The following is a 12426-nucleotide window of genomic DNA, read 5'->3' on the forward strand; positions in this document are numbered from 1 at the left end:
GCGTCGCTAACGCTCTTTGGGCGGTTCGTTGCGCAGGAAGAGGCGCGAGACGGTTTGCGCCGTCTGCTCGCGCGCTGCGGCATCGCCGGCATGCAGCTCGGCCAGGGCGCCGTGCAGCATCTTCTGCGTCAGGCCGCGCGACAAGGCCTCGAGCACCGCATCGACGCTCTCGCCCTTGGCCAGCAGCTTGCGCGCGCGCGCCAGTTCGATGGCGCGCCACTCGTCGGTCTGGGCGTTGAGCTGCCGGATCAGCGGCACGGTGCCGCGCTGGTCCAGCCAGTGCATGAAGCTCTGCACGCCGGCATCGATGATGACTTCGGCCTGCGCCACGGCCGCCTGCCGGTTGGCGTGGCCCTGCTGAACGACCTGGGCGAGATCGTCCACCGTGTAGAGGTAGACGTCCTCGAGCGCCTTGACCTCGGGCTCGATGTCGCGCGGCACCGCCAGGTCGACCATGAACATCGGGCGGTGCCGGCGCGCCTTGAGCGCGCGCTCGACCGCGCCGAGGCCGATCAGCGGCAGCGTGCTGGCGGTGCAGCTGACGACGATGTCGAATTCGGCCAGCCGTGCCGGCAGGTCGGCCAGCCGCATGGCTTCGCCGCCGAAGCGGGACGCCAGCTTCTCGCCGCGCTCCAGCGTGCGATTGGCGATCACTATCGACTTGGGCTGCCTGGCCGCGAAATGGGTTGCCGCGAGATCGATCATCTCGCCGGCGCCGATGAACAGGACCCGCGTGTGCTGCAGGTCTTCGAACAGCTGGCCGGCCAGGCGCACCGCCGCGGCCGCCATGCTGATCGAGTGGGCGCCGATCTCGGTCGCGGTGCGGACTTCCTTGGCGACCGCGAAAGAGCGCTGGAACAGCTGGTTGAGCGTGCTGCCGAGCGCGCCGGCGGTTTCGGCGGCGCGGACCGCGTCCTTCATCTGGCCGAGGATCTGGGCTTCGCCGAGCACCATCGAATCGAGCCCGCTGGCGACGCGGAAGGCGTGGCGGGCGGCGTGGTGGTCGTGCAGCGTGTAGGCATGCGAGCGCAGCAGGGCCGGCGAGACGCCGCCGCTGTGGGCCAGCCAGTCGACCGTGTGCTCGAGCGCGACCTGGTCGGCGGCGCAATAGACCTCGGTGCGGTTGCAGGTCGAGATGATCGCGGCCTCGACGCCGGGATGGCGGTTCGAGCCGAACGAGGTGCGCAGGCTGTGCAGGGTCGGGGCGATCTGGTCGATCGCGAACGCGAAACGACCGCGCAGGTCGAGCGGCGCGGTCGTGTGGTTCAAGCCGAGGGCCCAGACTGACATAGCTCCTGATTATAAAATGAGCATGGCCCGGACCACCCGCGGCCGCGAAAAAGGCCGCAACCGGGACGGCGAACACTCCCATGTCAGCGCTGGACCTTTTCAATCACCTGCTCAACTTCGTCGCCCCGGCCTTCGCCGTCGGCTTCCTCACTGCGCTGCTGGGCCGTGTCACGATGCGGAAATCATCGAAGGCGCCGGCTTGGTGGCTTCAGGGTGCTATCAATTTCATAGTCGGCGCGGCAGTCCTGGCGGGCGGCCTCGTCGTTTTCGGCCGCGACGGCAAGATGGCCACCTATGCCGCCCTGGTGCTGGCCTGCGCCGTCAGCCAGTGGCTGGTGGGCGGCGGCTGGCGCCGCGCCTAGCTCGCCAAGCCTGGCAAGACCGGGGGAGGCGGCGGCGCGACGACGGGCGCCGGCGCGCCGGGCGCGCCCGGGTAGGGCGGGGCGCCCGGATAGGCAGCCATCGGCAAATCCGCCGTCCGCAGGCCGTCCAGCATCGCGAACAGCACGTCGCTGCGCACGCCGCCCGCGAGCCGGGGACTCTGAACGTAGGCGACGGCCTGGAAGATCAGGAAGCCCACCTCCACGCCTTCGAGCGTGACCGCGGGGGCCGGGCTGGCCAGTACGCCCGGATGGTTGGCGAAGGCCGCCAGCATCACCTCGCGGGCCCGGGTGGCGTGGGTGGTCAGCGGCATCGGCAGGCGGATCAGCACCCGGCCCTCGGCATTCGAGAGCGTCATGTTGCGCACCGTCTTGGTGATGAATTCGGAGTTCGGCACGATCATCGTCGAGCGGTCTCCGAGCTGGATCTCGGTGGCGCGGACATTGATGCGCCGGACGTCGCCCTCGGCGTTGCCGAGCACCACCCAGTCGCCGACCTTGACCGGCCGCTCGGCCAGCAGGATCAGGCCCGAGATGAAGTTCTGCACGATCGCCTGCAGGCCGAAGCCTATACCCACCGACAGCGCGCTCGCCACCCAGGCGATGCGCTCGATGCCGATGCCCAGCGCCGACAGGCCGAAGGCCACCACCAGGATGCCGCCGACGTAGCCGAGCAGGGTGGTGATCGAGCTCTGCATGCCGGGCTCGAGGCCGGTGTGCGGCAGGAAGCGCTGCTCCAGCCAGCGCTTGACCACCCGCAAGGCGATGAAGCCGATCACCAGCACCGCCACCGCGCTGATGATGGCGCTGGGCACCAGCTGGATCTCGCCGATCTTGATGCCGCCGCCGAACTTGCCGCTGCGCTGGTAGACCTCGCCCGGGCTGGTTCCCAGCGGCGTGGCGAGCGCGATCACCATGTAGAAGAAGAGGATCACGCGGCTCAGCCCGGAGAGCACCACCGCCGCCTGGTCGAGGGTGCGGGACTGCAGCCCGAAGCTCAGCTGCAGGCGCTGGCCGAAATTGCTGCGCGAGGACACCACCGCCATGAACAGGTCGTCGGCGAACTTGAACAACACGTAGAAGGCCGCCGCCACGATGCCGGCCCAGGTGAGCTGGCTGGCCAGGAAGCTCCCCATCGCGACGTAGCCGGTGGCCACCAGCACCCAGATCGCGATCAGGATCAGCGTGACGCCGGCCAGCAGCACGCCGACCCACATCGGGCGTTCCAGCGCGCCGGAGTCGGAGTCCGGTGGGGTGGGGGCGCTGGCGGCCGGGCCCGGCGAGGCTTCCTTCGGCGCCGGCTCGGCCGCCGGCGCCTCGGCCGCCGGCGTGCTGTGCAGCCGCAGCAGCATCGCGCCGATCATGGCCGTCAGCAGCAGGGCGGTCATCACGTGGGTGGCGACCACCGCGGCGAAGCTGGCCTCGACCACGGCGTTGACCTGGATCGGCGCCCAGACCACCGCGGCCACCAGCGCCATGACCCAGGGGAAGGGTGCGAGCCGTGCCGCCAGCGGGTCGGTGATCGGCGGCAGCCGCCACGAAGGCCGTCCGTTCGACAGCAGCGCGCGGCCCAGTCCCACGACGAAGGCGATGAAGATGCTCGACTGCACCACGCTCTGCCCAAGCTTGCGGGTCTGGGTCGCCCAGACGCCGTGGTTGTCGAGGACCGCGAACACGCCCTGCGCCGCCAGGCCGACCAGCAGCACATTGGTGGTGACGATCGCGATCACGAGCAGCGAGCGGCGCAAGCGTCCGGGCGGCAGGAAGCGCGCGGCGAAGCGGGCCAGCGCGCGTTCGGCCAGCCAATTGCCCAGCAGCGCCACCAGCAGGGCGATCGCGAGCGTGCCGAGCACGGGCGCCGCATGGCCGGGTTGGCGCGCGGTCTGCAAGCCTTCCGCGACTTCGTCGCCCAGCCGCTCGAGCCGGGCCAGGTCGCCGGCCCAGGCATCGCCGATGTCTTCCCAGAACTCCCGTCCGAGCGGGGAAGGTGCGCGCTCGGTCAACTGGGCCTCGAACAGGGCCCGCCGCTTGGACAGCAGCTCGCTGGCGCGTTGCTGCGCATCCACCGACACCAGGCGCGCGAGCCGGATGTCGGCATCGAGCGCGTTGCGCTCCTTGGTCAGCGTGGCCCGGCGGCGGGTGATGTCGGGGTTCTCGGTGGTGCCGGCGGCCGGCGCATTGCCGAGTTCGCCGAGCCGGGCGTTCAGGTCGTTGAGATCGCCGGTGCGCGTGGTGATGAACTTGTCGGTCGCGGCGCTGATCGCGTTGAGCTGCTCGACCACGCCGCGCACGCTGGCTGAGCTGTCGATCTGCGATGGCACCGCTTCGAGCTGGCTGCGCAGCGAGGCCACCGTGGGCGCGACCTCGGGGGCGGCTTCCTGCGCTCCGGCGCCGCTGCACAGCGCAACAGCCAGCAAGAGGGCCTTGAGGGGGGAGAGCCAGCGCATGGCCTTCATCATAAAAGGCGCCGGATGCCCGTTGCGAGCCAGTCGATCAGCCTTCGGCGCTGAAGCGGTCGACGCGGTCGGTGATGATGCCGTCGGTGCCGAGCGCCAGCAGCCGCTCCGCCGCCCAGTCGTCGTTCACGGTGTAGCTCAGGGCGCGCAGGCCGGCGTCGTGCACCTGCGCCACCGTGTGCGCGTCCCACAATGCGTAGTTGCACACGACCGCGACGCAGCCGAGCTCGAGCGCCGTGGCGAGCCAGCCCTCCGGCAGCGTGTCCAGCAGGAGACCGCGCGGAAGCCCGGGCTGGGTGGCCCGCGCGCCGCGCAGGGCCTCTGCCGCGAACGAGGTGAGCAGGGGCGGCGCCAGGGCCGGATCGCTCCAGAGCTGTGCCGCGTGGCTGGCGACCACCTCGCCGGTCAGGCGCTCGGTGCCCGGGGTCGGCTTGATCTCGATGTTGAGCGCGTGGCGGTTCGCCAGGCAGAAGCGGATCAGGCCCTCGAGGCTGGCCAGCGGCTCGCCGGCATAGCGCCGCGAATGCCAGCCGCCGGCATCGAGCCGCGAGAGCGCATTCCAGGGCTGATCGCCGGCAACGCCGCGGCCGTTGCTGGTGCGTTCGAGCGTCGCGTCATGCAGCAGGAAGGGCACGCCGTCGGCGCTCAGCTTGGCATCGCATTCGAACATGCGAAAGCCGTATTCGGCACCGAGGCGGAAGGCCGCCAGGGTGTTCTCGGGCGCCAGCCGGCCGGCGCCGCGATGGGCGATCCAGCGCGGGTAGGGCCAGGGTGTGCGCTCGCTCATGCGCTTCGCTTGCCGGAGCCGGCGTCGAACCAGTGGAGCTTGTCCTGGCGCGCCGCGATCTTCACGGTGTCGCCGGCGACCGGCGGCGTGTGGCCCTCGTCGACCCGCATGATCAGCTGCTCTTCGCCGATGCGGCCGTAGATCAGGCGCTCGGCGCCCAGCAGCTCGACATGCTCGACCTGCACCGACCATCCGCTCGCATCGAGGCTCAGGTGCTCGGGCCGGATGCCGAGGATCATGCCGGGCCGCACGCCCGGCGCATGCCTGAGCAGGTTCATCGGCGGCGATCCGATGAAGCTGGCGACGAAGGTCGTGGCGGGACGCGAATAGACCTCTTCGGGCGTCGCGAACTGGTCCATCACGCCGCCGTTCATGACGATGATCCGCTGCGCCAGCGTCATGGCCTCGACCTGGTCGTGGGTCACGAACAAGGAGGTGATGCCGAGCTCGCGATGCAGCTTCTGGATCTCGAGCCGGGTCTGGGCGCGCAGCTTGGCGTCGAGGTTCGACAACGGCTCGTCGAACAGGAACACCTTAGGCTGGCGCACGATCGCCCGTCCCATGGCGACGCGCTGGCGCTGGCCGCCGGACAGTTCGCGCGGCTTGCGCTCGAGCAGGTGGCCGAGTTCGAGGATCTGGGCCGCCTTGTCGACCCGGGTCTTGATCTCGGGCACCGGCACCTTGGCGATCTTCAGACCGTAGGCCATGTTGTCGAAGACCGTCATGTGCGGATAGAGCGCGTAGTTCTGGAACACCATCGCGATGTCGCGCTCGGACGGTTCGAGGTTGTTGACCACGCGGTCGCCGATGCGGATCTCTCCGGCGCTGATTTCTTCCAGCCCCGCGACCATGCGCAGCAGCGTCGACTTGCCGCAGCCCGATGGGCCGACGATGACGATGAATTCGTGGTCGGGGATCTCGGCGCTGACGCCGTGGATGACCTGGTTGGCCTTCGGGCCGTGGCCGTAGCGCTTGATGACGTTGCGCAGTGAAAGTGCTGCCATGTGATTCTCAGTTCTCGGTTGCGGACAGCGCCATGCGCGGGCCGATCTTGTTCCAGGGGTGGGTCACTTCTCGGTGTCCACGAGGCCCTTGACGAACCATTTCTGCATCAGGATCACCACCAGTGCGGGCGGCAGCATGGCCAGCAGCGCGGTCGCCATCACGATGTTCCATTCGTTCTGTCCGTCGCCGCCGGCGATCATCCGCTTGATGCCGATCACCACCGGGTACATGTCTTCGCTGGTGGTGGCGAGCAGCGGCCACAGGTACTGGTTCCAGCCGTAGATGAACTGGATCACGAACAGGGCCGCGATCGAGGTCTTCGACAGCGGCAGCAGCACGTCCCAGAAGAAGCGCATCGGGCCGGCGCCGTCCATGCGGGCTGCTTCGATCAGCTCGTCGGGCACGGTCATGAAGAACTGGCGGAACAGGAAGGTGGCGGTCGCCGAGGCGATCAGCGGGACCGTGAGGCCGGCGTAGCTGTTGAGCATGCCGAGGTCCGACACCACCTGGTAGGTCGGGCCGATCCGCACTTCGACCGGCAGCATCAGCGTGATGAAGATGGCCCAGAAGCACAGCGTCTTGAACGGAAAGCGGAAGTACACCACCGCGAAGGCCGACAGCAGCGAGATCGCGATCTTGCCGAAGGTGATGACCAGTGCCGTCACCAGGCTGACCCACATCATGCGGGCCACCGGAGCGGTGGAACCGGCGCCGGCCGTGCGGCCGAACAGCGCCGACTTGTATGTCTCCCAGAGGTGGCCGCCGGGCAAGAGCGGCATCGGCGCCTGCACGATCTCCTGCGCCGTGTGGCTGGAGGCGACGAAGGCCAGGTAGAGCGGAAAGGCGACGATCAGGACGCCGAAGATCATCACGGCGTGGGCCAGGATGCCCAGGGTGGGGCTGCGTTCGACCATCAGTAGTTCACCTTCTTTTCGACATAGCGGAACTGGACCACGGTGAGCACCACCACGATCGCCATCAGCACCACCGACTGGGCGGCCGAGCCGCCGAGGTCCATCGCCTTGAAGCCGTCGTAGTAGACCTTGTAGACCAGGATCGAGGTCGCCCGGCCCGGGCCGCCCTGGGTGGCGGCATCGACGATCGCGAAGGTGTCGAAGAAGGCGTAGACGATGTTGATCACCAGCAGGAAGAAGGTGGTCGGCGACAGCAGCGGGAACTGAACCGTCCAGAAGCGGCGCCAGGGTCCGGCCCCATCGATGGCGGCGGCCTCGATCAGCGACTTGGGGATGGACTGCAGTCCGGCCAGGAAGAACAGGAAGTTGTAGGAGATCTGCTTCCAGACCGCGGCCATCACGATCAGCGTCATGGCGTGGGTCGAATTGAGCAGGTGGTTCCAGTCGATGCCGACCTTGGCGAGCGCGTAGGCGACCACGCCCAGCGAGGGCGAGAACATGAAGACCCACAGCACGGCGGCCACCGCGGGGGCCACGGCATAGGGCAGGATCAGCAGCGTCTTGTAGACCATCGCGCCACGCACGATGCGGTCCGCGAAGATGGCCAGCACGAGCGAGATCGTGAGTCCGAAGAAGGCCACCAGGATCGAGAACAGCGCCGTGGTCTCGAACGAGGCGATGTACTTCGGGTCCGCGAACAACTGCTTGAAGTTGTCGAGGCCGACCCATTCGGTCGATGTGCCGAAGGCGTCCTGCATCTGCATCGATTGCATCAACGCCTGGCTGGCCGGCCAGAAGAAGAACACGATGATGACGGCCATCTGCGGCGCTAGCAGCGCCCAGGGCAGCCAGCCCGAGCGAAAGACGACGCGTTTTTCCATGAATCCCTCAAAAAGAAACCCCGCCGATTCTTAGGCCCGGCGGGGCTGCGAGTCTAACTGTGTCTGGCCTGCGTCCGGCACGCCGGCAAGCACCCTCCCCGCTTGGCGGGGAGGGCAGGGTGGGGTGCCGTCCTGTGCCCGAAGGGCTGCAAGGGCGCCAGACCTTGTCAGCCCTTGTTGGCTTTCTGGAAGCGCTCCAGCTGCTCGTTGCCGCGCGTCACGATCGCGTCGAGGGCTTCCTTGGCCGTCTTCTTGCCGCTCCAGACCTGCTCCAGTTCTTCGTCCTCGATGGCGCGGATCTGCACATAGTTGCCCAGGCGGATGCCGCGGCTCTTGTCGGTCACCTTGCGGATCATCTGCGTCACGGCGACGTCGGTGCCCGGATTCTGCTTGTAGAAGCCGGACTTGTCGGTTAGCTGGTAGGCGGCCGTGGTGATCGGCAGGTAGCCGGTGCGCTTGTGGCTGGCCGACTGCACTTCAGGCGTCGAGATGAAGCTGAAGAACTTGGCGATGCCCTTGTATTCCTCGGACTTCTTGCCCGCCATCACCCACAGGCTGGCGCCGCCGATGACCGTGTTCTGGGGTGCGCCCGGCACATCGGGGTAGTAGGGCAATGCCGTCAGGCCGTAGGCGAACTTGGCGTTCTTGGCCACGTTGCCGTAGAAGCCGGACGAGGTCGCGATCATGGCGCACTCGCCCGAAACGAACGAAGCCTCGGGGATGTTGGAGCGGCCCTTGTAGATGAACAGTCCCTGCTTGGCCATGCTCGCCAGGTTCTCGATGTGGCGCTCGTGCAGCGGCGAGTTGACCTTCAGGCGGGTGTCCAGACCGGACAGGCCGTTGTTCTTGGTCGCGAACTCAACGTTGTGCCAGGCCGAGAAGCTCTCGAGCTGGGTCCAGTTCTGCCAGGCTGTCGTGAACGGGCACTTGTGGCCGCTGGCCTTGAGCTTGGCGGCGGCCGCGACCACTTCGGGCCAGGTCGCCGGCGCCTTGTCGGTCGGCAGGCCGGCCGCCTTGAAGGCGTCCTTGTTGAAATAGAAAACTGTGGTCGAGCTGTTGAACGGGAAGCTCAGCATCTGGCCGTTGGGTGCCGTGTAGTAGCCGGCCACCGCGGGGATGTAGGCAGCGGGGTCGAACTTCTCGCCGGCATCCTTCATGACCTGGCCCGCCGGCACGATGGCGCCCTTGCTGGCCATCATGGTGGCGGTGCCGACTTCGAACACCTGCAGGATGTGGGGCGCGTTGCCGGCCCGGAAGGCGGCGATGGCGGCCGTCATGGATTCGTCGTACTGGCCCTTGTAGGTCGGCACGATCTTGAAATCCTTCTGGCTCTCGTTGAACTGCCGGGCCAGGTCGTTGACCCATTCGCCGTTGACGGCGGTCATGGAATGCCACCACTGGATCTCGGTCTGAGCCAACGCGGATGTGGAAAGCGTTGCGGCCAGCGCCGATACCAAGGCGAGCGTTTTGAATCGCATGAAGACTCCTGAGGGGAAATGAAAGCGCGGATGCTAGGTCGCGCGTATGACACGACAGCGTCACATATTCTTTGTGCGCGACACAGTGTCCACCAGCCGGGGAAACCCTTTTGGTGCACCGCGGCAGGCAGGGCATGCTGCGGCGCACCATGCTAGCATCGTCACCCGACTTTCTGGCCTCCGGAATGAGCAAGACTTCACTCGACAAAAGCAAGATCAAGTTCCTCCTGCTCGAGGGCATCCATCCGTCGGCGGTCGAGGTGCTGCAGGCCGCGGGCTACAGCAACATCGAGTCGCTTCCCGGCGCCTTGCCGGACGCCGAGCTCAAGTCCCGCATCGCCGACGTGCACTTCCTCGGAATCCGTTCGCGCACCCAGTTGACCGCCGAGGTGTTCGCCGAGGCGCAAAAACTGGTGGCGGTGGGCTGCTTCTGCATCGGCACCAACCAGGTCGATCTGGAGTCGGCGCGGGAGCATGGCGTCGCGGTCTTCAACGCCCCTTATTCCAATACCCGCTCGGTCGCCGAACTGGTGCTGGCCGAGGCCATCCTGCTGCTGCGCGGCGTGCCCGAGAAGAGCGCGGTCGCGCACCGCGGCGGCTGGCTCAAGTCGGCCGACAACGCCTTCGAGATCCGCGGCAAGACGCTCGGCATCGTGGGCTACGGCTCGATCGGCGCCCAGCTCTCGGTGCTGGCCGAGGCGCTCGGCATGAACGTCTGCTTCTTCGATGTCGTCACCAAGCTGCCGCTGGGCAATGCGCGCCAGGTCCGCTTGCTGCCCGACCTGCTGGCGCAGAGCGACATCGTGAGCCTGCACGTGCCCGAGACCCAGGCCACGCAATGGATGATCGGCGCCACCGAGATCGCGGCCATGAAGCCGGGCTCGATCCTGATCAACGCCTCGCGCGGCACCGTGGTCGAGATCGAAGCCCTGGCCGAGGCGCTGAAGGCCAGGAAGCTGCTGGGCGCCGCGGTCGATGTCTTCCCGGTCGAGCCGCGCAGCAACAAGGACGAGTTCCAGTCGCCGCTGCGCGGGCTCGACAACGTGATCCTGACGCCCCACATCGGGGGCTCCACCATGGAAGCACAGGCCAATATCGGCCTCGAGGTTGCCGAGAAGCTGGTCAAGTACAGCGACAACGGCACTTCGACCTCGTCGGTGAATTTCCCCGAGGTGGCGCTGCCGGCACACCCTGGCAAGCATCGTCTGCTGCACGTGCACCGCAACGTCCCGGGCGTGCTGTCGGAGATCAACCGGATCTTCTCCGACAACCGGATCAACATCGCCTCGCAGTTCCTGCAGACCGACGACAAGGTCGGCTACGTGGTGACCGACATCGACGCCGCTTCGTCCGACCTGGCCCTCGAAAAACTGGCCAAGGTGCCCGGAACGATCCGCAGCCGCGTGCTGTTCTAGCCGCCGCGGTCGCCTGTCGGCGGATCTCGACGCCGTTCGACGTATTCCCGGTCCGGACCTCGTCGGCCGGGGGCTCGATGCAGCGCCCGGTGTGGTGCTTAAGCAAATTACCTCACAGTCTTTTGTGAAAGGGTGTAATTCGCACACCACCCCGCTGGCCCCCTTTGGCAACGATTTCGTTGCATTTGTCGTCCGTTGCCTACGCTGAAAGAATTAATTCTGCGACGGAAAGCAGCCCATTGGTAACTCGATGTCGCTGCACAAAATGTAGGAAATGCCTTGCGCCGCCTCATTGCATTGACATGCTTAAGTCAGAAAATCATGTCAATTGGAGGAATCAGGCGTGAAAGTAATATCAAAGTTCTGCTGCCTCACAGCGTTTGTCGTCCTGGCAGGCTGTGGTGGTGGAAGCTCAGGCAGCTCATTCGATGCATCGAGCGTCGGTGCGGCCGCCCCCGCGACGGCGGCCAAGTCCGCTGACGTCGTATCGGCAAGCTACGTCGACGACGGAAGCGGAACCGCAACCAAGCAGGCCGGCGTCCAGAAGCTCGACGCTACCTGGATCCGCATCGCGGGCGAAGACCAGTCGTTCACGGTCCCGGCCGGAACCGTCGTCCAGTACGGCGCCAACGACTCGTGGACTCAAAAGACCGTGTCCGGCACCGCGGCTTGCCGCAACATCTTCTTCGGCGGCGATCCCGCTCCCGGCGTCGCCAAGGGCTGCTATGCGCAGACCGGCACGACGGGCGGGGGTACGACGCCGACGACACCCACCACACCCACCACACCCACCACACCCACGACCACGCTGCTGGCGAATGAAGGCGCATCGTTCACCGTCGCCACCGCCACCACGGTGAAGTACGGTGCTGGATCGAGCTGGGTCGAGAGGTCGGTGACGGGGTCGGCGGTTTGCAACAACAACTTCTTCGGCCGGGATCCGGCGCCCAACGTCGTGAAGGCCTGCTATTCGGTGGTGACGGCGCCGACCACGCCGACGACGCCCACCACGCCGACCACACCCACGACGCCGACGACGCCCACCACCGGCTTGCTGGCGAATGAAGGCGCCTCGTTCACCGTCGCTGCCGCCACTGCGGTGAAGTACGGTGCGGGATCGAGTTGGGTCGAGAGGTCGGTGACGGGCTCGGGTATCTGCAACAACGACTTTTTCGGCCGGGATCCGGCGCCCGGCGTCGTGAAGGCCTGCTACGCGGTGAGCAGCACCGGAACCACGCCGCCGACCTCCGGCGGAGGAACCACGACGCCGCCGACCTCTGGCGGAGGAACGACGACGCCGCCGACCACCGGGGGCGACCCCTTGTCTGCGACGGCCTACGTGGCCATGGCGGCCCAGATGGGCAAGGCCGAGGGCATCGAATACCGCTACGGCCCGACACCGAGCGCCTACGGCACGACCGGCAACAACGGCCGCACCAGCCTGCAGGCCCTGCCGAGCAATCCATACAACCCGATCGCGGCCCCGGCCGGGCAGCGCTCGTGCAATGCCGCCGGATGGTGCGGCACCTGGCAGGTCGGCGGTCCGCTGAAGTCCGAGGAAGGCGACTATTCGTCGGACATCATGCATGTGGCCTTCGTGTCCAACAACCTGACGCGGTTCGCCGGTGCGGCGAACCTGCAGGCGATCGCCGCGGCGCACAACGCCTTCGCGCTGGCGCCCCAGCCGAGCTGGACCACCTATGGCAGCTCCTCCTGGTCCGCCACCAGCGGTTCCACCGACGGCGCCGAGGACTTCGTGCTCGGCGAGTACCGCAAGAGAGGCCTCAATCCTTCCGTGCCGGTGGCGGTGAGCCGCTGCT

9 protein-coding genes and 1 pseudogene are annotated in these 12426 nt (G+C 67.2%); 3 read left to right on the plus strand and 7 right to left on the minus strand.

Annotated elements, in window-relative coordinates:
- Nucleotides 1-6: 6 nt before the first annotated feature.
- Complete coding sequence (gene hemA / locus QTI45_RS10640) at nucleotides 7-1290, minus strand: glutamyl-tRNA reductase (RefSeq protein WP_286369145.1); 1284 nt, start codon at nucleotides 1288-1290, stop codon at nucleotides 7-9.
- Between the two features lie 80 nt (nucleotides 1291-1370).
- Between hemA and QTI45_RS10645 the strand changes: the two genes are divergently transcribed.
- Nucleotides 1371-1652, plus strand: coding sequence for a hypothetical protein (locus QTI45_RS10645; protein WP_286369146.1), 282 nt, complete (start codon nucleotides 1371-1373; stop codon nucleotides 1650-1652).
- Here the strand turns inward: QTI45_RS10645 and QTI45_RS10650 are convergent.
- The 6 genes from QTI45_RS10650 to ugpB all read right to left on the minus strand — a co-directional run bounded on the left by QTI45_RS10650 (nucleotide 1649) and on the right by ugpB (nucleotide 9191).
- On the minus strand, nucleotides 1649-4117 hold the full coding sequence (locus QTI45_RS10650; protein WP_286369147.1) for a DUF3772 domain-containing protein: 2469 nt from the start codon (nucleotides 4115-4117) through the stop codon (nucleotides 1649-1651). The two genes, QTI45_RS10645 and QTI45_RS10650, sit on opposite strands and share 4 nt — an antisense overlap.
- Nucleotides 4118-4163: 46 nt before the next feature.
- A complete protein-coding gene (gene ugpQ / locus QTI45_RS10655) occupies nucleotides 4164-4913 on the minus strand; it encodes a glycerophosphodiester phosphodiesterase (RefSeq protein WP_286369148.1) in 750 nt (249 codons plus the stop codon).
- Nucleotides 4910-5917, minus strand: coding sequence for a sn-glycerol-3-phosphate ABC transporter ATP-binding protein UgpC (gene ugpC, locus QTI45_RS10660; protein WP_286369149.1), 1008 nt, complete (start codon nucleotides 5915-5917; stop codon nucleotides 4910-4912). The genes ugpQ and ugpC overlap by 4 nt, the downstream gene beginning before the upstream one ends.
- A 63-nt stretch (nucleotides 5918-5980) precedes the next feature.
- Nucleotides 5981-6832 (minus strand): sn-glycerol-3-phosphate ABC transporter permease UgpE, encoded by an 852-nt coding sequence (ugpE, locus tag QTI45_RS10665; protein ID WP_286369150.1) that lies wholly within the window; start codon nucleotides 6830-6832, stop codon nucleotides 5981-5983.
- A complete protein-coding gene (ugpA, locus tag QTI45_RS10670) occupies nucleotides 6832-7713 on the minus strand; it encodes a sn-glycerol-3-phosphate ABC transporter permease UgpA (RefSeq protein WP_286369151.1) in 882 nt (293 codons plus the stop codon). The genes ugpE and ugpA overlap by 1 nt, the downstream gene beginning before the upstream one ends.
- 167 nt (nucleotides 7714-7880) lie before the next feature.
- The gene (gene ugpB / locus QTI45_RS10675; protein WP_286369152.1) at nucleotides 7881-9191 is read right to left on the minus strand and encodes a sn-glycerol-3-phosphate ABC transporter substrate-binding protein UgpB; all 1311 of its coding nucleotides are present in this window, start codon (nucleotides 9189-9191) and stop codon (nucleotides 7881-7883) included.
- Between the two features lie 185 nt (nucleotides 9192-9376).
- On the opposite strand from ugpB, the gene serA reads away from it, so the two are divergent.
- Nucleotides 9377-10606: a phosphoglycerate dehydrogenase gene (gene serA / locus QTI45_RS10680; RefSeq protein WP_286369153.1), complete on the plus strand. Its 1230-nt coding sequence runs from the start codon at nucleotides 9377-9379 to the stop codon at nucleotides 10604-10606.
- 343 nt (nucleotides 10607-10949) lie between these two features.
- A pseudogene (locus QTI45_RS10685) lies at nucleotides 10950-12426 on the plus strand (hypothetical protein); the annotation flags it as partial.

This window comes from Variovorax saccharolyticus, assembly GCF_030316765.1.
GTDB classification, from domain to species: domain Bacteria; phylum Pseudomonadota; class Gammaproteobacteria; order Burkholderiales; family Burkholderiaceae_C; genus Variovorax; species Variovorax saccharolyticus.